The organism is uncultured Campylobacter sp., from assembly GCF_938015785.1.
Lineage (GTDB): Bacteria > Campylobacterota > Campylobacteria > Campylobacterales > Campylobacteraceae > Campylobacter_B.
This window is the reverse complement of sequence record NZ_CALLWC010000011.1, coordinates 50,914-70,668: the sequence shown is the minus strand read 5'-3', so window position 1 is coordinate 70,668 and position 19,755 is coordinate 50,914. Positions and strand designations below refer to the sequence as shown.

Below are 19,755 nucleotides of genomic sequence, written 5' to 3'. Positions count from 1 at the left end.
GATTTTAATTTCTTAATAAAAATCGCGAATACTTTTAGGAGGAAATTTATGCCGGATCAAGTGTGCGGCTATGTATTTTTGCGCGCCCATATCAAAAGCTATGCAAGCTGCAAAAATGATGGCACCAGCCGTGAAAATTTCATGAATTCCGCGCGCATAAATTCCTGGCGCCGTTTAAATTTTAAAAATATCCGCCGCGACGAAATCTGCGCGTATAGTTCGCCTGGTGGGCTATGAGCTTTAAATTTTATCTCTTTCTAATCGTAGCTTTCATATTGCTTGCTTTAGTAGCCGTAAGTAGCGGCGGAGCGAGCATTTCGCTGGGCGACATCGTAAAATTTTTCACCTTCGGCGAGATAGACGAGACCAAGCAGCTAATTCTAACGCAAATGCGCCTGCCGCGCCTCGTGCTTGGAATTTTAATAGGCGCGCTGCTGGCAACCTCGGGAGTGGTGGTGCAAAGCGTATTTTTAAACCCGCTTGCGGATCCCTACATCATCGGCATCGCCTCGGCAGCGACTTTCGGCGCGGTCATAGCTTACCTGCTGGGGCTTAGCGACGTTTTTTACGGAATTTTCGCGTTTTTGGCCGCCAGCGGACTTTCGCTCGTGATCTTTAAGCTCGCGGCCCATACTCGCTCGATCTCGACTCTGTTGATCGTAGGTATCGCTGTGTCGTCCTTTTTGGGCGCATTTACATCCTTCGCGGTCTATCTAATCGGAGAGGATAGCTTTAGGATTACGGCGTGGATGATGGGCTATCTAGGCGGAGCAAACTGGCAAAAGATCGCGCTTTTGCTGCCGCCGCTGCTATTTTGCATGGCGTATTTTTACGCAAAGCGCCACGAGCTAAATATCATCTTAAACGGCGACGAAGAGGCGAAATCGCTGGGACTCAACGTCGAGAAGTCTAAAAAGAGCCTACTCATCGTCTCCTCGCTCATCATCGGCTTTTCGGTCGCATTTACGGGGATGATAGGCTTCGTGGGGCTCATCATTCCGCACACGCTTCGCATGGCGCTTCATACGGCGAGCAACGCCGTTCTGATCCCTGCTAGCGCGCTTACCGGCGGAGTTTTTTTGGTTTTTTGCGACGTAATCGCTAAAAACGCCCTCTCGCCGGTAGAAATTCCGATCGGCGTGGTGACCTCCTTTTTCGGCGCGCCCTTTTTTCTGTACCTCGCGTTTAGGAAGCATGCATGAAAATTTCGGCGCTAAACTTCAGCTACGGCAAGCGGGCGATCTTGCGAGGCATCGAGTTAAATTTAAAGCGGGGTAAATTTTACGGGATTTTGGGTCCTAACGGCTGCGGCAAAAGCACCTTGCTAAAAAACATATTGCAAATTTTAAAGCCCGCAAGCGGGATCATCGAAATAAACGGCAAAAAAGCAAGCGAATATAGCCTCAAAGAGCTTGCCGCGCTCATCGGCTTCGTGCCGCAAAAAACAGCCCTTGCAGCCGCACTAAACGTGAATGAAATTTTACTTGCGGGCAGATTTTGCCGCCTAAAAAGCGCATTTAGCGGCTACGATGCCAGCGACCGCGACAAAGTAGAGCGAATCGCCGAGCTTTTGGACGTGAAGAAATTTTTAAATCGCAGCGCATTTGAGCTAAGCGGCGGGGAGTTCGGGCGCGTGCTGCTTGCCAGAGCGCTCGTCAGCGAGCCTGAAATTTTACTGCTCGATGAGCCCACGGGCGCGCTTGATATGAACTACGCCATCGAGGCGATGAGCATCTGCGAAAACCTGACGCGCTCTTTAAATTTAACGAGCGTCATCGTGCTGCACGATCTAAATTTAGCCTCGCTGTTTTGCGATGAAATTTTGATGCTAAAAGACGGCGCAGTGAGGTATCGCGGTAGCGCGAGCGAGCTTTTTACGCCGCAGATCATAAAAGAAATTTACGGCTTTGACGCCTTAATAGTAGAAGAAAACGGGGTAAAATTTATACTACCCAAAAAGGAGAAATTATGAAAAAAATTCTTATAGCTTTGACTGCGGCGAGCTTTGTATTCGCCAAAGGTCTAGTCGTACTTGATCCCGCTGCGGTCGAGATCATCTACGCTTTGGGGGCGCAGGATCAGATCGCTGCGATCGCCACCACTTCGATGAGCAAGATCCGCCCGGAGGCAGAAACCGCGAAACTACCGAGCGTAGGCACCTATGTCAAGCCGAATATGGAAAAGATCGTCGAACTTAAGCCCGATCTGGTCATCACGAGCTTTCACTCCGCGGGCGTTAGCGAGGATCTAAAAAAGCTAGGACTTAAGAGCCTTGCGATGGATGCGAACTCCACCGCAGAGATCTGCCAAAACGTAAAAAAGGTCGCCGCAATCGTAAAAAAACAGAGCGAGGCGGATAAAATTTGCGCGCGGATGGATGGAATTTTTGCAGACAAACCCGCTCTTCGCGGCAAAAAAGTAGCGCTATTTTTCGGTTCAAACGCCACTATGGCCTTTAACGACAAAACCCTAGTAGGCGATATCTTCGCTCGCCTAGGCGCCAAAAATATCGCAGACGGCCTAAAAGGCAGCACACCTTCGGTATCTGCCGAATACATCTTAGAACAAAACCCCGATATAATCGTAGTTGTGGGCGGCGAGACAGAGGATTTTTTAAAAGCAAATCCGATCCTTAAAAATACCAAAGCCGTAAAATCGGGCAAAATTTTAAAGGCTCCGACGCTTATCTTACGGGGCAGCCCGCAGATCGGCGAGACGGTGGATGAAATTTACGCGGAGGCAACGAAATAGATGTTTAAAGAACGCATTAAATCCCACCACCGCTCCAAACTTTTCGAGAGCGTTTCCGCAAGCGAAAACGAGCTGTTCGACGCGCTGGAGCAGCCCTCAAAAGACAGCGACTGCGTGATCTATCTGCATGTGCCCTTTTGCGACAACATCTGCTCGTTTTGTTCGATGATGCGCTCCAAACTCGGCGACGAGCTGGACGAATACGCTAAATTTTTGATACGCCAGATCAAAGACTACGGCGAGATGCCCTACTTCGACACCAAAAAGATCAAAAGCATCTACTTCGGCGGCGGCACGCCGAGCGTCTTTAGCGAGACGCACTTCGAAAAGGTTCTAGGCGCGCTGCATAAAAATTTTAAGATCGCGGACGACTGCGAGATCAGCATAGAGACCACACTGCATAATCTAGATACGCAAAAAGCGCTCGCCCTGCAAAGCTTCGGCGTAAACCGCTTTAGCATCGGCGTGCAGACCTTCAGCAGACAGGGGCGCGCGCTTCTAAACCGCGTGCATAAGCCCGCTCGAGCGATCGAGCGACTAAAGGAGCTTAGAGAAAAATTTGACGGCATGCTCTGCTGCGACATCATCTACAACTTCCCGAACGAAAGCGTGGAGGAAGCGCTAGAGGACGCGCGCTACGTAGATGAGCTAGGACTTGATAGCGCCAGCTTTTACTCGCTGATGTTTTTCGATGGCTCGGAGCTATCCAAAAAGATCGACACCTCCTACTACGATCTGCCGACTGATAAAAAGCTGCACCATGCCTTTGCAGAGGCGCTGCTGCAAAGCGGGAATTTCGAGGTTTTGGAGCTTACTAAGCTTGCTCGAAAAGGTCGCGATAACTACGGCTACATCAAGCTAAGCCACAAGGGCACGGATATCCTGCCTATCGGCAACGGCGCGGGCGGACACGTAGCGGGCTTCGGAATTTACGGCGTGTCGGGACACAAGATGATCTCGCGAATCGATGAGCGCGAAGCAAAATACGGCGTGCTAAGCAATCTATTTCAATACCCGATCGTAAGCTTAAACGAGCTAAAAAAGGCCCTAAGCGCGAATATTTACGACGAAGTAGTACAAAAGCTCAAAGAATTTCAAAGTTGGGGGCTTTTGGAGCTTAAGGATGAAAAATCGGTCTTGAACTTGGACGGAATTTTTTGGGGCAACAACATCAACGAAGAGATAGCAAACATCATTAGAAAGGACTTTGTATGAAAAAAATCGTGCTTTACACCTCGCAAACGGGTAACACGAAAAAAGTGGGCGACGCGATCGCCGAGCAACTAGGCTGCGAGAGTCTAAATTTCCGCGACTTTGAAGGCGAGGTCGATGACTACGACTTCATAGCCTTGGGCTTTTACGTCGATAAGGGCGAAGCCGAAGCAAAATTTATGCGCTTTTTACGCAAGATTCACGGCAAGAAGCTTGGCGTTTTCATGACTCTGGGCGCAGAGCCAGACGGCGAGCATTCGCGCAAGTGCCTGGATACCTTTGAAGAGGGGCTTAAAGCAAACGGCAATGAGATCATAATGGAGTTTGCCTGCCAAGGCGCGATCGATCCGAATCTACTTGAAATGATGCGCAAAATGGCGGCCGGCGGCAACTCGCCCCACCCTATCACCCCCGAGCGACTTGCACGCTGGGCGGAGGCTGCGAAGCACCCGGACGAGAAGGATCTGGCGGACGCGAAGGCAGCCTTCGCGGGGATAGAATAAAATTTAAAGCAAGCCGTGCAAACCGCTGCGCGGCGAAATAAAACCAAATAAAATTTCATACTACTTAATGCGCGGTTTGGAATTTTATCTTTTACTAAATTTGGACGATAAATTTCATTCCTACAAGTAAATTTGCCGCTGCAGGCGCAGGTTTTGCTCTAGAATTTAAACGATAAAATTTCATTTCGCGCGCAACGAATCGAATAATGCCGCCGACTTTGCGCCGCAATGCGTGCTCTTAGCGCGAAAAGCGCTTTTACGAACGAGCTGCTTGCGAGTACTGCAGCAGCCGCCATTATCCAATACACCGCCCGCCATTTTGCGACGGCCTGAGCGCGAAAAACTCGCTTCTGCGAGCAAGCTGCTGCACGAGCGTGCGGTCGCGATCATCGGCTACCCCTGTCGTCATGTGCCGTATGTGCCGCTGTTAGACGCCGCTCTCCCGCCGCGCGATACCCATCCACCGCCGTATGATAAGCCGCCCGCCATGCTAACCGCTCTGCCGGCACGATAACCTGTTCAACGCCGCCAATCGCTCCGCCGCTTTGTCGCAGTACTGAACCCAAACCGAACCGCTAAATTTTAAATTCTACAAAAGTCTCATCGCACATAAATTTTAATTCGGCAAATGCGCAAAATTTAGGTAAAATTCCACCCAAACGCTTTGACGGTCAAAATTTAAAAGGGCGAAGATGAGAAATTTCGAGTACGCTAGTCGCATTAACGAGGCTGCGGGGATAGATTTAAGCTTAGATTGCGAAGAGATCGATCTGCAGGATAAGCTTTATGGGCTTTTTCAGTGCTTTATGCCCGAGGGTGCGGGCGTCGAGGCGGTGTTTGCGCCGCTGTAAAACGGCACCGAGCTGCAAGCGCGCATAATGCCGATCTACGCAGTCACGGCGCAGCGGACGCGAGAGACGTTTGGTCGAGGCGTGGCGCCCAGGTATTTTTGCCCGCCGCAGGATCCGAAATTTGGTGGCGAAGCGCTTAAGAGCTTAGCTTTAGCGTACGTTCGAAATTTAAAAATTTTCGCCGATTTTCTAGGCAAGAACGAGCTTTTAAAAATGCTTGGCGAAATAAAATCCGCGCGCGTGCAGGAGAGCTTTGATCTCGCGCATGACAAAGATGGGCTTGCGGACGCCGTCTATGAGGCGATCACAGAGTGGATGATAGATACGCCTAAACTCGATGCGAAGCTATGGGTGCTCGGCGAGGCGTACTATTCGATCAACTGCGACTACCTGCTACCTGTGTACTTGCAGTATCCAAACTACGCGGGCAAAGGAAGCGAATGGGCGCCCACGAGCGACTAAAATTTGAGTCTTTCAAAAAAAGGAAGCGAGCGACGTCCACGAACGGCTAAAATTTAAATTCAACAAGTATGGGCACAAACGCTTATCACATATCCAAAAAAACCTGCGTCTTAATCGAGTATCTAGCAGGTTGCCTGCGTTGCATCAAATCACTTAAAATATTTCTGCTTTGCGTAGCCACTGCTTTCAGCGCCCTACTGAAGCAAAATCTCCACACATCGTTGATGTTTGGATAATTAAATTTCTTCCATCACCCTGCTGCCCTCACTTTGTATGAGGTACCCAAATAATTTACTTGCACTAACGCTTGCTAGTTAGAATTTATCTAAATTTTAAAGAGGAATTTTGACGCAGAATTTTATGGAATTTCGCTGCTGCAAATTTCGCAAGCGATAAAATTCTATCGATTTACGCTCTTAAATTTGCTCAAATCGCCGCCTGTTTTATAAAATTCTTCAGCGTCGATCATAGTGCCGTCAGGCAGCTTACAAACGGTGTAATCCACGCCGTTGCCGTCTTTGCGGACGATCAGCTCGCCGCCATTTTTGATACAAAAATCCCCAGCAGCGCTAGCCTCTGCGCTCACCGAAGCGAAAGTGCCCACCGCAAGCGCTACTGCAAAAAATCTCTTAAAACTCATTTAAATCCTTTCGTTTAATTTTGCCCGTTTTTAGGGTTAAGCTTAAATTTAGACGCCAGATACGCTAAACCTGCGCCTACATAAATAAACCGCCTTTCATCCTCAAATACCGATAATAACGTTTTAAATATTAAATCCTACCTAATAAATCCCAGTAGCGCCAAGTCCGCTCGCCGCTGCAAAATCGAAGCCACCAGACTTCATCCAATGCAAAATTTAACATCATAAAATTTTGCCTTCAATAAAATTCTAGCAGCGAAATCTAAGCCGCATCAAAGCTATTTCTGCCGTAAAATACCGGCTATAAAAGCGAGGACTATGGCAAATACCAGCTTAGCGGCAAGGCAAGCGCGGATCCTAAACAATCTCGTCTATAAGCGCGAGCCGCGTTCAAACCCCCTAAATTTAACCGCCGCTAGCCGTTTTTGCGCGCAAACTCGCTCATAAAAGCGACTAGTTTTTCAACGTCTTCGTAGTTTATCGCGTTGTAGATCGAGGCGCGGATGCCGCCTAAGACGCGGTGTCCTTTAAGCCCGATCATCCCCTCCGCCTCCGCTTGCGCGACGAAAACCGGCTCAAGCGCAGCATCTGCGATATTAAAGCTCACGTTCATCAGGCTACGGCTAGTTTTTTGCGCGTGGCCGCGGTAGAAGCCGCCGCTAGCATCGATCGCGCCATAAAGTAGCGCCGCTTTGCGCTTGTTGCGCTCATGCATCGCCGCGAGCCCGCCGATTTCGTCCTTGATCCAGCCGAGCATTAAATTTAGCATGTAAATTCCAAAGGTGTTTGGGGTGTTGCTCATCGAGTCCGCATCCGCCTGCGTCTTGTAGCGCAGGATTATCGGCGTTTTGGGGTTTGCGCGATCCAGCAGATCCTTGCGGATCGCTACCATCGTAACGCCCGCGGGGCCGCCGTTTTTCTGAATGCCGCCGTAAAACATCCCCACGCTGCTAAGATCCACGGGGCGCGAAAACAGATCGCTCGAGCTATCGACTACGAGCGGGCAGCCGCACTGCGGCAGCTGCGGATACTGCGTGCCGTAGATCGTGTTGTTCGAGCAGATGTAGCCGTAATCGGCGCCGTCAGAAAATTTAACCTCGGGGATGCGGTCGAATTTGCTCTCTTCGCTGCTTGCGACCACGCGGTAGTTTATGCCGAGTACGCCCGCTTCCTTGATCGCTTTGCTCGTCCAGTTGCCCGTGTTGGCGTATTCTGCGACGCCGCCCGCGTATAGGTTCATCGGCACCTGCGCAAACTGAAGGCTCGCACCGCCTTGCAAAAATAAAATCGTAAAATCATCCGAAAAGCCGTAGAGATCGCGCACGTGGTCCATCGCACTATGCAAAATCTCCTCGAAAATTTTGGTGCGGTGCGAGATCTCCATTATCGAAAATCCGTGCCCCGCGTAGTTTAGCAGCTCCTCTTGCGCCTGCTTTAGCACGCCCAGCGGGATGGTGCTAGGTCCCGCGCTAAAATTTATTACTCTATCCATTTTGCCTCCTTTAGATGATTTTTGCGTTTTTGCTGAGCTGCTGCGAGCAAAGGACGAACTCGTCGCCCGCGGCAAGCTCGCCCAAGCTCACCGTTTTGCCGCCCTTTTGGATTTGAACGAGGTCTTTGGTGATCTCAAAAAATTTCGCCTTTTGCGCCAAAAGCTCATCCTTAGCGCTTAACGCAAGTTCTGCGGCGCTTAGCTTGGAGCCGATGAAACTTTTAAATTTAAGCTCGAAATTTAAAAGCTTTACAAGCGAGCCTGAAATTTTTGGCTCGACCGATTTTGATTTAAGCTGTAAAGCTGCAAGGCTCAGCACGTTTTGTGCGGATGAAATTTTATCTTTTATCAGCCTGTCAAACGCGTCGCTTGCGCCGTCTAAGCTCTGAAAGATCGCGCAAATATCGGGCAGTAGGTCGATCATCGCGGCGGTGGGCGTGAGGCTTCGGTGATCGGCTACGAAATCGCTGATGCTAAAATCGATCTCGTGCCCTACCGCCGAGATGACGGGCGTTTTGGCTGCGTAGATCGCGCGCGCCAAGGCCTCGTCGTTGAAGCACCACAGATCCTCGCGCGAACCGCCGCCGCGAGCGATGACGATCGCATCGTAGCCCTTCTCGTCGGCTACGCGCAATGCGCTTATGATCGAAGCAGGCGCGCCTTCGCCTTGCACTAGCGCGTTATACAGATCGATCTTGCAAAGCACGAAGCGGTCCTGCGCCGTGCGAAGCATATCCGCCTGCGCCGCGGAACCCGCGCTCGTGACGATCGCGATGCTTTGGGCAAATTTCGGAAGCTGTTTTTTGTGCGCGGCATCGAAAAGCCCCTCTTTGCTAAGCTTCTGCTTTAGCGCGGCAAACGCCGCTTCCAGCTCGCCCTCGCCGCTTTTGCGGATATTTGAGACCTGGATCTGATACGCGCCCGTGGGGGCGTATAGCGAGACCTTGCCGTTTACGATGAGCTTATCGCCGACGGCGGGGATAAAATTTATCCGTGCGGCGTTAAATTTAAACATCGCGCAATCGATCGCCGCGCTCGCGTCTTTGATCGTGAAATACCAGTGCCCGCTCGTGCTTTGAATTCTAAGCTTAGATATTTCGCCCTCGACCTCGACGAAGCTAAAGCTCGTCTCCAAAAGCGTCTTGGCTTGGGCGTTGAGCTCGCTTACGCTAATCATCGTCGCTCTTCCGCGCGATTTTCTCCGCGATGAAAAGCGTGCTGACGTCGAAGCTGAAGCCCTTTTGCACGCGCAGCTCAAAGCCTGCGTTTTTGAGCTTTTCGCTAAAGCTCGCGGCATCTAGGAAGCTACCGATGGAGTTTGGCAGATATTCGTAAGCTTCTTTGTTTTTCGAGATGAAAGCGCCGATTTTGGGTAAAATTTTACTCACGTAAAAATCTCTGATTTTAAACGCGAGCCCACCGCTTGCGGCTTTAGTAAATTCCAAAACCACGAGCGAGCCGCCCGGTCTGATGATCCGATTAAACTCCGCAAGCGCCGCGTCCAGCTCTACGACGTTTCTTATGCCGTAGCTGATGCTTAAAATATCCACGCTCGCGTCATCTAGCGTCGTGGCGCTCGCGGTTGCTTTGATAAACTCGCAGCTAGGAAATTTTTGTCTAGCTACCTCAAGCATCCCTTCGCTAGGATCGATCCCCACGATCCGCTCGATCTGCACGCCGTGCTGCGTCGCGCCGTCGCGCCATGAGCTTATCATATCGCCCGTACCGCACGCGACGTCGGCGATACTCACGAGCTTTCCTTTAAGCTTTTCAAGCGTCAGCTCGACCGCTTTTTTGCGCCACGAAACGTCCACGCCGAAGCTGATGGCGCGGTTTGCTAGATCGTAGGTAGGCGCGATCTCATCGAACATCTTTATGATTTTTTCCTGTTTTTGCACGGGTATTCCTTATTCGTATGCTTTGATTTTGCGCAGCGATCTTTTCAGCGCGCGCAAAAGAGCCTCTTTTTCATTTAAAATTTTTTCCTCCAGCTCGGTGCGGCGATCGTTTAGGCGGGCGTCCAGAGCCAGCAGATACGCAAACGCGACGCCGCTTTTATCGCTTGCTTTTTGATAGATCGCGATGAAATTTTGCCACACGCTGATATCTTGCAGCGCGCCGAAATCCTCGCAGGCGGCCTTAGCGCGCTTAAACAGCCCCCTAACGCAGCCTTCATCAAAGCTTCTTGCAAAAATTTCAAGCGCGTATCGTAGCCTCTTTAGCCCTATGCGCGCATCGTGAAATGCTTGCAGCGGTGAGCCTTGCTTTAAATTTTTTAGCTCTGCGCGCAAGCTTTTGATTAGCTTACAAAGGCGGGCGGAGGCGAACTTTTTTGAAATTTTTTCATATTCGCTGCGCGCGTAGATGCCGTCTGCGCCGTTTAAAAATCCGCTAATGGCGCCGTTTAAGTCTGTAAATTCCGCGCTAGAGAGAAATTCTAAAATTTTATCCTCCGAGCGCTTTGCGATAAGATTTAGCTGCTGCAAAAAGCTCGCAGGCGCGTCGTCGGCCTTTAAAAACTCTGCAAAAACATGAAGGTCTCGCAGCTGATTGGTGCGGCTCATAAATTTTGCGAGCAGTTTTAAAATTTCATCCTTTTTTTCAGCTTCGAAAAGCGGCGAGGATAGCTTCAAAACGGCTCTAAATTTGCGGATCTGCACGCGCAGCTCGTGAAGCGCTTCGGGGGCTAGGCTTTTTTGATATTCGCTCTTTGCGCCGCACGCCCTCATCCACGCTAGCTCAAGCGCCAAGCGCGCGAGCTTAACGCTGTCCGCATAGGGCGGCGCGAAAAATTTAACTCGGCTAAATTTTTTAAAAACGTTGCGTGCGTGCGCGAAATCAAGCGAGCGCGGCGGGATGCCGTAGCGCGCCAGATAGCGGCTTTTGTAGCGATAATCGTCGGTAATCTCGTAAAAATCGCTGCTACCGAAGGTTTTTGCAAAATCAAAATTTGCGCTTGCCGCCTCGCTTTGAAATTTCGCTCGTAAAATCACGAGCGTGCTTAGCTCGCCTCCGTAAAACTCTAGCCAAAACTCCGCTTCGTCGCTGGCAAAGCCGTAGCGGTTTTTTTGCACGACGCGGGCGATCTTGCTTTTTAAAGCCTCTTTGAAATCATCTTTTGAAATTTTAAAATTTAGAGTTTGTCTGTCGAGATCCTCTTTTTTATGGTGCAAAGAGCATTCGTCGTTTTGGCGGATGTAATAAATTTCGGGATAGAACGAAGTATAAAACCAAGCGATCTTTACCTTGCGACATTTCAGCCCCGCACGCTCTAGCGTCCGCAGAATCGAATCGTCGCTCAATAAAAATTTACGCTTAGTTTGCATACCCGCTCCAAAAATAAAGTGGGTAATAATAGCAGAAAATTCTTTAAACTATCTACACTTTTCGCAGTCTTCGACCGTAGCGGTGATATTTAGCTTGCGGATGAAATTGCCAGCTTTGCGCTCGATGTTTTTCAAAACGTCCTTATTAAAGGCATCATCCATGAAAAGATCCGTGACGTTGCCGCATTTTTCGCATACGACGTGGATGTGCGGCATCTGATAGATGTCGTAGCGACTCTTTTTATTCGGCGCATTGACCTCGACTACGACCCCTTCGTCGAGCAGGGTGTTTAAATTTTTATAAACCGTCGCCAGCGAAATGGATGGATAGTCCTCTTTGATCCCCTCGTATAGGTCATCTATGCTTGGATGTTCGTGGCGATCGAGCACCTTCAGGATGCACAATCTTTGCGGAGTTGCTTTCAAACCGCAAGTTTTGAGTAGTTCTACGTGGCTCATTTTTGTCCTTCAAAAAATTTTAAAGTGATATTATCAAATTTTACTTTAAACAAAGTTGATATTAACTAATACTTTTTATCACTTAATATTCGCTCGGTTAGAGTTTGGATATCCAAGCCCAAGCTGCGCTCCACGTCGATGGTCTTGCCGTGCGGTAAAAAGATATCAGCAAATTCGAAGCTCACGATCTTTACGTCCGAAATTTCATTTTCTTGCAAAAATGCGCTTAAAATTTCACCGACGCCGCCCTTTTTGGCATTGTCGCTAAAGATGTACCAAATTTTATCTTTGCGAGCTAGGCTTCGCAAAAACTCGGCGTCCAAAGGCTTTACAAAGACTAAATCCACGACGTCCACCTCCATCTGTCCCTCTAGCGCTTCAGCCGTTTTATACGCTCTGCCCGCGCCGTTTCCGTAGCCGATGAGAGCTACGTGCGCACTGTCGCTGCGCTTTAAAAACACCGATTTTGCAAGCTCTACCGCAGGCGCGCCGGTCTCGTCGCAGTCCAAGATAAAGCTTCCGCGCGGATAGCGTATCGCCAAAACCCCTTTGTGCGCGTAGGAGTACTCGATGATTTGTTTAAAGCTCGTCTCGTCACGCGGCGCGCACATGCTGACGTTTGGGATCGCGTTCAAGAAGCTCACGTCAAAGACTCCCTCGTGCGTCTCGCCGTCCTCGCCCACGATGCCCGCGCGATCCATCGCAAGGACTAAATTTAAGTTCATAATCGCCGCGTCATGGACGATCTGATCGAATGCGCGCTGCATGAAGGTCGAATATATCGTAACGTACGGCTTAAAACCCTCGCGCGCCATCGCAGCCATCGAGCTTAGCGCGTGAGGCTCGGCGATCGCGACATCCCAGAAGCGATGGGGAAATTTCTCGATCAGCTTATCCATGCCGGTACCGCTTGGCATCGCAGCGGTCACGCCCACGACGTTTTCATGCTTGGCGGCTAAGCTTAAAAGCGCCTCGGCGTAAATTTGCGTGGCGCTTTTGGCGGCGGATTTTTTCTTAAATTCTCCGCTTTGAATGTCGAAAGGCCCTACGCCGTGCCAGCTCTCCAAATAGCCCTCGGCCTTGTCGTAACCCTTGCCTTTGATCGTTTGAGCGTGTACGACGACGGGCTTGCGCGCGCTTTTTGCCGTCTTTAGCGCCGATATGAGATCGGCTAGGTCGTGGCCGTCTACCGGGCCTATGTATTCGAGCCCGAGCTCCTCAAAATACATCCCAGGTATAATGAGCTTTAAGGAATTTTCAAAGCGCTTTGCCATATATGTCGCGCTCTGCGGAGCGTGGGAGAGCAGCTCTCTTACGTGGGATTTAAATTTTTGATAGGTCTCGCCCGCCATCGCTTGGCTTAGGTATTTGCTAAAGGCGCCGATGGGCTTGCTGATACTCATTTTGTTGTCGTTTAGGATGATGATGCAGGGCAGCCGCAGATCGCCGAGCTCGTTCATCGCCTCATAGGTCATGCCGCCGCTCATCGAGCCGTCGCCGATTAAGACCACGGGGATTCTATCCTCGCCTTTGAGCTTGATAGCCTTTGCCGCGCCCACGGCCAAAGAGATCGACGTCGAGGCGTGCCCCGCCACGAAGTAGTCAAATTTGCTCTCGCTAGGCTTCGTGTAGCCACTGATACCGCCGAACTGCCTAAGCGAGCCGAACTCCTCCCAGCGATCCGTCAAAAGCTTGTGCGCGTAGCTTTGGTGGCTTACGTCGAAGATAAACGGATCGCTCGCGGCGTCGAATACGTAGTGCATCGCCACAATGAGCTCGACCGCGCCCATGTTTGAGCTTAGATGGCCGCCGTTTTTGCTCACGACTTCGATTATGCGCGCCCTGATCTGCGTGCAAAGCTCCCGTAGCTCCTCTAGGCTTTTATTTTTAATATCCACTCAAAATCTCTCCCAAAGCGCCCAAGACGCGATCGTTTTGCTCAGGCGTGCCGATCGTGATGCGCACGGCGTTTAGCCCGTAGCTTTTTAAATTTCTAATGATGACGCCGCGGCGCAGAAGCTGCTCGCAAAGCTCGCTACTATCTAGCGGCAGGCTAAGTTTGAACGTAATGAAATTTGCGTAGCTAGGGATAAATTCCAAATTTCGCTCGCGCGCAAAATCCTCGAAGCGGCTCATCTGTGCGGCGTTGTTTTGCAGGCTCTTTTGCACGAAAGCCTCGTCTTTTAGCGCCGCAATCGCCGCTGCGAGGCTAAGCGTCGTGATGTTAAAGGGCGGTCGCAGCTTATAAAGCGCGCTTATGATTACGCGCGGCGCGATGCCGTAGCCTACGCGCATACCGCCTAGGCCGTAGACCTTTGAGAAGGTACCTAGATAGAGCACGTTTTTAAAATTCCCAATTAAAAGCTTAGGATCAAGCCTCTTGCGCTCATCTTTAAACGCCGCAAATTCGTTGTATGCGGCATCGATCACCAAAAGCGTATTCTCATCCACGCTGTCTGTGAACTCATACACAGCCTCCGCATCCAAGCACTCGCCTAGCGGGTTGTTCGGCACGCACAAAAAGATGACCGAAATTTCATCCCTGTGCGCGTTATAAATTTTTAAAAGCTCAGCCAGATCGTGCTCCTGCGCGTTCGTTTTGTAAACTTTAGCCTCGCAGTGGCTTGCGTAGATGCCGTACATCGCAAAGGTAACGCCCGCTTGCAGTATCGCGCGTCGCGAATTAAGCTTGGCGTGCAGCGCAAACTCGATAATTTGATCGCTGCCCGCGCCGATGATGATATTTTGCGGCTCTACGCCGAATTTTAAGGCGAGCGCGCCCTTTAGCTCATACATCGAATCGTCGGGGTAAAGATGCGCGTAGGCGGCGTTTTGCGCGATCGCCTCCTGCACCGCCTTGCTCGTGCCGAAGGGGTTTTCGTTGCTGGCAAGCTTTAGCACGTCCTGCTTGCGGATACCAAACTCCCGCACCACAAGCTCGATCGGCTTGCCTGCTTCGTAATTGCTTAGATTTTCTACAAATTCGTTAAATTTCATCACTCCCCTCCATTTATGTAACTTCCCAGCCAGGTAATTTCGTGGCCGTTTTTCTGCGCGTTTTGCAGCACGCGCGCCACGCGTTCGTCGTCGATGTGCCCCTCAAAATCGACATAAAATACGCATTTAAAATCCCTAAGCTTAATAGGGCGGCTTTCTAATTTAGTTAAATTTATACCCTCGTTGCGAAACATCTGCAAAAAGTCCACGAGCCCGCCCGGGCGGTCGTCGGTTTTGGCTAAGATGCTCGTTTTGTTGCGGTCGCTCTTTTGGTTTTTAAAGTCGCTCAGTACGAAAAAGCGTGTGCGATTGGCGGAGTTGTCCTCGATCTTTTGAAACATCATCGGCACGCCGTAAAGATCGGCGGCGATCTTGGAGCAGATCGCGGCGGAGTGCGGCGTGGCAGCTGCCATCTGCGCTGCAAGCGCGGTAGATTTGGTCGCGGTAAATTTAATGCCGCTAAGGCCGTGATCGTCTAGAAATTTAAGGCACTGATTGTATCCTTGCGGATGCGAAAATATCTGTTCTACTGCGCTTACGTCGTCGCAGTGGCTCGCAAAGCAGTGGTGGATATCCATATAAATTTCGGCGACGATTTTGACGCCCTCGTATTTTCGCAAGCAATCAAGCGTCGCGCCCACTGCGCCTTCGGTGTTATTTTCGATCGGCACGACGCCGTATTTAGCCTCGCCGCTATCAAGCTCCTTAAAGACCGCCTCGATGTTTGAAAGCGGCAGATAGGAGCTTACCGCGCCGAAACGGCTCTTGGCGGCTTGGTGCGAATAGGTGCCGAAAGGCCCTAAAAACGCGACTATCTGCGGCTTTTCTAAATTTCGCGAAACCGAGAAAATTTCAAAAAATATCGCCTCGATCGCCTCTTTGCTTAAATTCCGCGCCTTCCCGCCGTCCAGCCTGCTGATGATCGAGCGCTCGCGCTCCGGGCGGTAGATCGCGCTGCCCGCGGTCTGCTTCAGCTCGCCGATCTTCTTGACGAACCCCATGCGCTCGTCGATAAGGCGCAAAATTTCATCATCCAGCCTGTCGATACAAACGCGCAGATCATTGATGTTTTGCATCACAACCCTCCTTTTGCTCGCCCCTAAATTTCGATTTTAAAAATTTCACGCCGCCTCTTTTGCCGCACGCTTTGAAATTCTTGCTGTGCGAACTTAAAATTTCATCGCTTAGGATAGCCGCGCCGCAACTTCCGCGCGCTAAGAAGGCGCGATAAAATTCGTCGCAGCGGGATCTGAAATTTAAAGGGGCTCGGTTAAAATTTAAAACGGGGCTTCGTTTTGCCGTAAAATTTACAGGCGCATTTTGTTCGGATTTGAAATTTGAAGCGGGGGCGCATTCAGGCTCGGAATTTAAATCGGCGGTGCGTTTAAAATTTAGGGCTGTGCTTGCTACTGCGTTAAAATTTAAAACCGCTGCGCACTCGGATTTGAAATTTAAAACCGCACCCTGTTTTAGACGGCTAGCCGCGCGGATCATACGAGATCCTTTTCGAGCGCGATTAGCTCATCAAAGCTCTCGCGCTTTCTAATCAGGCGGTCCTGTCCGTCGTAAACCGCGATCTCGGCGGCGCGGCAGCGGGTGTTGTAGTTGCTCGACATCGAAAACCCGTAGGCGCCGGCGCTTTTGATCGCGAGCAGATCGCCGCTTTGTAGGCTAGGCAGGCTAACGCCTTTGGCCAAAAAATCGCCGCTTTCGCATATCGGGCCCACGACATCGCAGAGGCCAGCTTCGGCTAAATTTGCGCCGCCTAAAATTTTTTCATCCGCACACGAGCCGCTTGTTTGATCCGAGCTCCTGCCGCCTAAATTTACTTCGCTCACGCCAGGTTCGTCTAAATTTATACTCTCCGAAGCGCTAACGATCTCGATGGCGTGGTGCGCGCCGTAGAGGCTCGGGCGTATGAGATCGTTCATCGCGCCGTCAACGATGACGAAGCGCTTGCCGCAGTTTTGTTTTTCGTAAAGCACGCGGGTAAGAAATACCCCCGCAGCTCCCGTGATGAAGCGCCCCGGCTCGCACACGATCGTGACATCTAGACCGCTTAGGCTCTTTAAAATTCCTTGCGCGTAGTCGTAGAGCACGATCTGTTTTTCATCCTCGTAGCGGATGCCGATGCCGCCACCCACGTCGAAAAATTTTATATCAATCTCAAGGGCTCGCAGTTCGCGCAGCAGATCGCTTACGATCTTTGCGGCGTCGCAGATCGGAGAGATGTCCGTGAGCTGGCTGCCGATGTGAAAGTGGATACCGACGGGATTTAAAAATTTGCTCTTTTTGGCGTAGATATACATCTTGCGGGCAGTCTCGATGCTAACGCCGAATTTATTCTCATTTAGCCCCGTGGAGATGTAGGGATGGGTCTTAGCATCGACATTCGGATTTACGCGGATGCTGATGCGAGCAGGCTTATTTAGATTTTGCGCGATTCGCTCCAGGCGCAGCATCTCGGCTTCGCTTTCTAAATTTATCAGTAAAATGTCCGATTGAAGCGCAAACTCGAGCTCGCTGTCTTGCTTGCCGACGCCAGAGAATATGATCTTATAGCTCTTCGCGCCGATATACAGAGCGCGGCGCAGCTCGCCGATGCTGACGCAGTCAAAGCCGCTGCCTAGATCTGACAAAAACTTCAAAACGCTAAGGTTAGAATTGGCTTTAATCGCGAAGCAAACGAGCGACTTGCGCGCTGTGAAGACTTCTTTGAGCGCTATGAAATTCTTTTGTATCTCGTTAAAATCATAAACGTATAAAGGGGTGCCGTATTTGCGGGCTAAGCTTGAATAATCCATAGAATTTCCATCGATAAATTTTGCGCCATTCTAACAAATCAAGGCTTAACGATGCTTAAAAACTAAAAATGCCGCAAAGCCTAATAGCGCTGTTATGGGCACGATAATGCCAAGTTCTGGGATGATAACGCCGTTGAGAGAAAACCTAATTAACACGAAAAGCACACCCCAAGCGCATAGCGTAGCGATAAAAAATCCAAAGCTTAGCAGCGCGAGATTAAAAAATCGCCCCGTAACGGGCAGATAATAATACAGAACCAATACCGCCAAAGGTGCAAACAACGGAAAAAATATCATATTATAAAGACTTGCTTTTATAGTGGAGATATTTACGCCTTGATGCGAAAAGGTGCGGATCGAACGCAGAGCATCCCTGATCGAATATACATTACTCGTATCATAAACGCTTGCAATTGAGCTTGGATCAAAGCCTTTAAGCGCCTCGCTCTGCGCGCTAAACTCACTTTTTAGTCCACTTCCTCCAAGCTTAAGCTGCGCTGGTAAAGTAGTGGTATTTACGTCGCGCAGATGCCAAATTTTGCCTGCGTATTCGCCAGAGCTTGCATGCGAGCGCGAAGCAACGGAGTTATCCCCTATATTAAATATCGTTATATCATTTGCGTTTTTGCCGTTTAGAGCTTTGATGTAGATATATTTACCCTCAAATTTTAAAAACATATCTCCTCCCGTAGGCAATAAATCGGTTAAATTCTTTTGAAATTTTAGCGCGTATGCGAACGGGGTGGAATTTAAAGCTATAAAGCTCGCAGTAATTGCAAGTGCAATCAAAAATGGAGGGATTATCAGAGCGTTTTTGCTAACTCCAAGCGCATAAAAGCTCACCAGCTCGTTGCTACGGATCATATTAAAGCCCATCAAAATAAGCGCAAAAATAAGACTTAGCGGCAGTGTGTAGCTAAGCGCGACCGCTGCGGTTAGAGCAATATACAAAAGAGCGGTATTCGCGCTTGAGGGAAAATCTTTGAGATTGGTAAGCACATCGATGCCTACGTAAAAGCACTCAAGGGCTATTAGAAGTATAAAAAAATACTTCAGATAGGAAAGAGCCGCGTATTTTACGTATAACTTCACACCCTAGCCTTTTTAATCGTAAATTTTTGCGCGATCTGCTCTATATCCGAGCAAATGAGCTCTTCTACCACGCGCGCGACGTAGGGTAAAATTTCACTCAGCTTCTCGCGCTCGCTTTCGTTAAAATTTCCGAGCACGAAATTTGCCGCATCCTGGTCCTGCTGTTTTTTGCCCACGCCGATACGCACGCGCTCGTAATCCGCGCCGATTAGCGCGTCGATCGATTTGATCCCGTTATGCCCGCCGCTACTGCCTCCTTTTTTAAATTTAACGGCGCCCAGATCCAAATCTATATCGTCGTGCACTACGATGATGCGCTCGGGCTTATAAAAATCATTTACGGCCTTTACAGAGTTGCCGCTTAAGTTCATAAAAGTTTGGGGTTTTAAAAGAAGCAGCGAGCCCTTTTTAAAAAGCTCGCCTTGGAATTTAGACGAACTAAGCTCGCTAAAACCGCCCGTCTTTAAAATTTCGTCGATTAGCATAAAACCGACGTTGTGTCTGGTGTCTGCGTATTTCTGAGCAGGATTCCCAAGTCCTGCGATCAGTATCATAGGCGCCCCTATTTAGCCGAAGTAACTCCGACTACCGCTACCGAGCCGTCTAGGATGATGCTGACGCCCTCTTTTACCGGAATGTCTCGGATCAAAAGCGAATCGCCTACGTCAAGATCGCTCACATCGAGCGTAAAATCGTTTGGTAGATCTTTGCCTGCGCATTTTACGGCTATACGGCGCTTGGATTGCACCAAAATACCTTTGTTTTTTAGCCCTTTAGCGACGCCAGTTACCTTAACCGGCACTAAATATTTGCTTACGATGTCATCCTGAACTACGCGCAAATCTACGTGAGTTAGGGTATTTGTGACGGGGTGTTTTTGGTATTCTTGCACGATGACGCGATATGTCTTACCGCCCACGCTAACCTCGAAAGGAAGATCTTCTTTTGCGCGCATAGCTTTGATAAAGTCGTTTACTTTAAACGCTGCGTTAATATTTTCAAATCCTTTCGCATAAATATTAGCGATTAGATAACCATCTCGTTTTAGGGACTTTGAAGCCCTTTTACCGATACTATCTCTAACGATACCTTCTAACATTAGGTTTCCTTTGTGAAAAAATGAAGCGTGATAATAGCTAAATGTTGCTTTAAATCTATTTAAGAAA

23 protein-coding genes are annotated in these 19,755 nt (G+C 49.7%); 9 read left to right on the top strand and 14 right to left on the bottom strand.

Annotation, left to right across the window (positions count from 1 at the left end):
• Positions 1-48 precede the first annotated feature (48 nt).
• From Q0393_RS01535 to Q0393_RS01495, 9 genes are all read left to right on the top strand, one after another.
• Positions 49-237 (top strand): hypothetical protein, encoded by a 189-nt coding sequence (locus Q0393_RS01535; RefSeq protein ID WP_298977359.1) that lies wholly within the window; start codon positions 49-51, stop codon positions 235-237.
• Complete coding sequence (locus tag Q0393_RS01530; RefSeq protein WP_298977357.1) at positions 234-1,202, top strand: iron ABC transporter permease; 969 nt, start codon at positions 234-236, stop codon at positions 1,200-1,202. Before Q0393_RS01535 ends, Q0393_RS01530 begins: the two co-directional genes overlap by 4 nt.
• Complete coding sequence (locus Q0393_RS01525; protein ID WP_298977356.1) at positions 1,199-1,972, top strand: ABC transporter ATP-binding protein; 774 nt, start codon at positions 1,199-1,201, stop codon at positions 1,970-1,972. Before Q0393_RS01530 ends, Q0393_RS01525 begins: the two co-directional genes overlap by 4 nt.
• On the top strand, positions 1,969-2,751 hold the full coding sequence (locus Q0393_RS01520) for an ABC transporter substrate-binding protein (protein ID WP_298977354.1): 783 nt from the start codon (positions 1,969-1,971) through the stop codon (positions 2,749-2,751). The genes Q0393_RS01525 and Q0393_RS01520 overlap by 4 nt, the downstream gene beginning before the upstream one ends.
• Complete coding sequence (locus tag Q0393_RS01515) at positions 2,752-3,966, top strand: radical SAM protein (RefSeq protein ID WP_298977351.1); 1,215 nt, start codon at positions 2,752-2,754, stop codon at positions 3,964-3,966.
• Entirely contained in the window at positions 3,963-4,466 is a 504-nt protein-coding gene (locus tag Q0393_RS01510) for a flavodoxin family protein (RefSeq protein ID WP_298977350.1), read from the top strand. The genes Q0393_RS01515 and Q0393_RS01510 overlap by 4 nt, the downstream gene beginning before the upstream one ends.
• 319 nt (positions 4,467-4,785) lie before the next feature.
• Positions 4,786-4,980, top strand: coding sequence for a hypothetical protein (locus Q0393_RS01505; RefSeq protein WP_298977349.1), 195 nt, complete (start codon positions 4,786-4,788; stop codon positions 4,978-4,980).
• 178 nt (positions 4,981-5,158) lie between these two features.
• A complete protein-coding gene (locus Q0393_RS01500; RefSeq protein WP_298977347.1) occupies positions 5,159-5,317 on the top strand; it encodes a hypothetical protein in 159 nt (52 codons plus the stop codon).
• Between the two features lie 27 nt (positions 5,318-5,344).
• Complete coding sequence (locus Q0393_RS01495) at positions 5,345-5,779, top strand: hypothetical protein (protein WP_298977346.1); 435 nt, start codon at positions 5,345-5,347, stop codon at positions 5,777-5,779.
• A 400-nt stretch (positions 5,780-6,179) separates the two neighbouring features.
• Here the strand turns inward: Q0393_RS01495 and Q0393_RS01490 are convergent, their stop codons facing one another.
• The 14 genes from Q0393_RS01490 to Q0393_RS01425 form a co-directional block, all read right to left on the bottom strand.
• The gene (locus tag Q0393_RS01490; protein ID WP_298977345.1) at positions 6,180-6,419 is read right to left on the bottom strand and encodes a DUF333 domain-containing protein; all 240 of its coding nucleotides are present in this window, start codon (positions 6,417-6,419) and stop codon (positions 6,180-6,182) included.
• 415 nt (positions 6,420-6,834) lie between these two features.
• A complete protein-coding gene (serC, locus tag Q0393_RS01485) occupies positions 6,835-7,911 on the bottom strand; it encodes a 3-phosphoserine/phosphohydroxythreonine transaminase (protein ID WP_298977343.1) in 1,077 nt (358 codons plus the stop codon).
• Positions 7,912-7,921: 10 nt separating this feature from the next.
• Entirely contained in the window at positions 7,922-9,088 is a 1,167-nt protein-coding gene (gene xseA, locus Q0393_RS01480) for an exodeoxyribonuclease VII large subunit (RefSeq protein WP_298977342.1), read from the bottom strand.
• Positions 9,081-9,809, bottom strand: a complete 729-nt coding sequence (gene ubiE, locus Q0393_RS01475; RefSeq protein ID WP_298977340.1) for a bifunctional demethylmenaquinone methyltransferase/2-methoxy-6-polyprenyl-1,4-benzoquinol methylase UbiE — start codon at positions 9,807-9,809, stop codon at positions 9,081-9,083. Before ubiE ends, xseA begins: the two co-directional genes overlap by 8 nt.
• Positions 9,810-9,818: 9 nt before the next feature.
• Entirely contained in the window at positions 9,819-11,237 is a 1,419-nt protein-coding gene (locus Q0393_RS01470; protein WP_298977339.1) for a CHAD domain-containing protein, read from the bottom strand.
• A 48-nt stretch (positions 11,238-11,285) separates the two neighbouring features.
• Entirely contained in the window at positions 11,286-11,696 is a 411-nt protein-coding gene (locus tag Q0393_RS01465; RefSeq protein WP_005869540.1) for a Fur family transcriptional regulator, read from the bottom strand.
• 65 nt (positions 11,697-11,761) lie between these two features.
• A complete protein-coding gene (dxs, locus tag Q0393_RS01460; protein WP_298977338.1) occupies positions 11,762-13,594 on the bottom strand; it encodes a 1-deoxy-D-xylulose-5-phosphate synthase in 1,833 nt (610 codons plus the stop codon).
• Positions 13,584-14,693: a histidinol-phosphate transaminase gene (hisC, locus tag Q0393_RS01455; RefSeq protein WP_298977337.1), complete on the bottom strand. Its 1,110-nt coding sequence runs from the start codon at positions 14,691-14,693 to the stop codon at positions 13,584-13,586. The genes dxs and hisC overlap by 11 nt, the downstream gene beginning before the upstream one ends.
• Positions 14,693-15,769 (bottom strand): prephenate dehydratase, encoded by a 1,077-nt coding sequence (gene pheA / locus Q0393_RS01450; protein ID WP_298977335.1) that lies wholly within the window; start codon positions 15,767-15,769, stop codon positions 14,693-14,695. The genes hisC and pheA overlap by 1 nt, the downstream gene beginning before the upstream one ends.
• Positions 15,753-16,187, bottom strand: coding sequence for a hypothetical protein (locus tag Q0393_RS01445; protein WP_298977333.1), 435 nt, complete (start codon positions 16,185-16,187; stop codon positions 15,753-15,755). Before Q0393_RS01445 ends, pheA begins: the two co-directional genes overlap by 17 nt.
• The gene (gene lysA / locus Q0393_RS01440; protein ID WP_298977331.1) at positions 16,184-17,497 is read right to left on the bottom strand and encodes a diaminopimelate decarboxylase; all 1,314 of its coding nucleotides are present in this window, start codon (positions 17,495-17,497) and stop codon (positions 16,184-16,186) included. Before lysA ends, Q0393_RS01445 begins: the two co-directional genes overlap by 4 nt.
• Before the next feature lie 45 nt (positions 17,498-17,542).
• Positions 17,543-18,589, bottom strand: coding sequence for an LptF/LptG family permease (locus Q0393_RS01435; protein WP_298977330.1), 1,047 nt, complete (start codon positions 18,587-18,589; stop codon positions 17,543-17,545).
• Complete coding sequence (gene pth, locus Q0393_RS01430; RefSeq protein WP_297903761.1) at positions 18,586-19,143, bottom strand: aminoacyl-tRNA hydrolase; 558 nt, start codon at positions 19,141-19,143, stop codon at positions 18,586-18,588. The genes Q0393_RS01435 and pth overlap by 4 nt, the downstream gene beginning before the upstream one ends.
• Positions 19,144-19,151: 8 nt before the next feature.
• The gene (locus tag Q0393_RS01425; protein ID WP_298977328.1) at positions 19,152-19,688 is read right to left on the bottom strand and encodes a 50S ribosomal protein L25/general stress protein Ctc; all 537 of its coding nucleotides are present in this window, start codon (positions 19,686-19,688) and stop codon (positions 19,152-19,154) included.
• Between the last annotated feature and the right edge of the window lie 67 nt (positions 19,689-19,755).

What these genes read in the sequence shown, in the direction of transcription:
- Q0393_RS01535 (WP_298977359.1), top strand. Translation starts at nt 49, where the DNA reads ATGCCGGATCAAGTGTGCGGCTATGTATTTTTGCGCGCCCATATCAAA.
- Q0393_RS01530 (WP_298977357.1), top strand. Translation starts at nt 234, where the DNA reads ATGAGCTTTAAATTTTATCTCTTTCTAATCGTAGCTTTCATATTGCTT.
- Q0393_RS01525 (WP_298977356.1), top strand. Translation starts at nt 1,199, where the DNA reads ATGAAAATTTCGGCGCTAAACTTCAGCTACGGCAAGCGGGCGATCTTG.
- Q0393_RS01520 (WP_298977354.1), top strand. Translation starts at nt 1,969, where the DNA reads ATGAAAAAAATTCTTATAGCTTTGACTGCGGCGAGCTTTGTATTCGCC.
- Q0393_RS01515 (WP_298977351.1), top strand. Translation starts at nt 2,752, where the DNA reads ATGTTTAAAGAACGCATTAAATCCCACCACCGCTCCAAACTTTTCGAG.
- Q0393_RS01510 (WP_298977350.1), top strand. Translation starts at nt 3,963, where the DNA reads ATGAAAAAAATCGTGCTTTACACCTCGCAAACGGGTAACACGAAAAAA.
- Q0393_RS01500 (WP_298977347.1), top strand. Translation starts at nt 5,159, where the DNA reads ATGAGAAATTTCGAGTACGCTAGTCGCATTAACGAGGCTGCGGGGATA.
- Q0393_RS01495 (WP_298977346.1), top strand. Translation starts at nt 5,345, where the DNA reads ATGCCGATCTACGCAGTCACGGCGCAGCGGACGCGAGAGACGTTTGGT.
- Q0393_RS01490 (WP_298977345.1), bottom strand. Translation starts at nt 6,419, where the DNA reads ATGAGTTTTAAGAGATTTTTTGCAGTAGCGCTTGCGGTGGGCACTTTC.
- serC (WP_298977343.1), bottom strand. Translation starts at nt 7,911, where the DNA reads ATGGATAGAGTAATAAATTTTAGCGCGGGACCTAGCACCATCCCGCTG.
- xseA (WP_298977342.1), bottom strand. Translation starts at nt 9,088, where the DNA reads ATGATTAGCGTAAGCGAGCTCAACGCCCAAGCCAAGACGCTTTTGGAG.
- Q0393_RS01470 (WP_298977339.1), bottom strand. Translation starts at nt 11,237, where the DNA reads ATGCAAACTAAGCGTAAATTTTTATTGAGCGACGATTCGATTCTGCGG.
- Q0393_RS01465 (WP_005869540.1), bottom strand. Translation starts at nt 11,696, where the DNA reads ATGAGCCACGTAGAACTACTCAAAACTTGCGGTTTGAAAGCAACTCCG.
- hisC (WP_298977337.1), bottom strand. Translation starts at nt 14,693, where the DNA reads ATGAAATTTAACGAATTTGTAGAAAATCTAAGCAATTACGAAGCAGGC.
- pheA (WP_298977335.1), bottom strand. Translation starts at nt 15,769, where the DNA reads ATGCAAAACATCAATGATCTGCGCGTTTGTATCGACAGGCTGGATGAT.
- Q0393_RS01445 (WP_298977333.1), bottom strand. Translation starts at nt 16,187, where the DNA reads ATGATCCGCGCGGCTAGCCGTCTAAAACAGGGTGCGGTTTTAAATTTC.
- lysA (WP_298977331.1), bottom strand. Translation starts at nt 17,497, where the DNA reads ATGGATTATTCAAGCTTAGCCCGCAAATACGGCACCCCTTTATACGTT.
- pth (WP_297903761.1), bottom strand. Translation starts at nt 19,143, where the DNA reads ATGATACTGATCGCAGGACTTGGGAATCCTGCTCAGAAATACGCAGAC.
- Q0393_RS01425 (WP_298977328.1), bottom strand. Translation starts at nt 19,688, where the DNA reads ATGTTAGAAGGTATCGTTAGAGATAGTATCGGTAAAAGGGCTTCAAAG.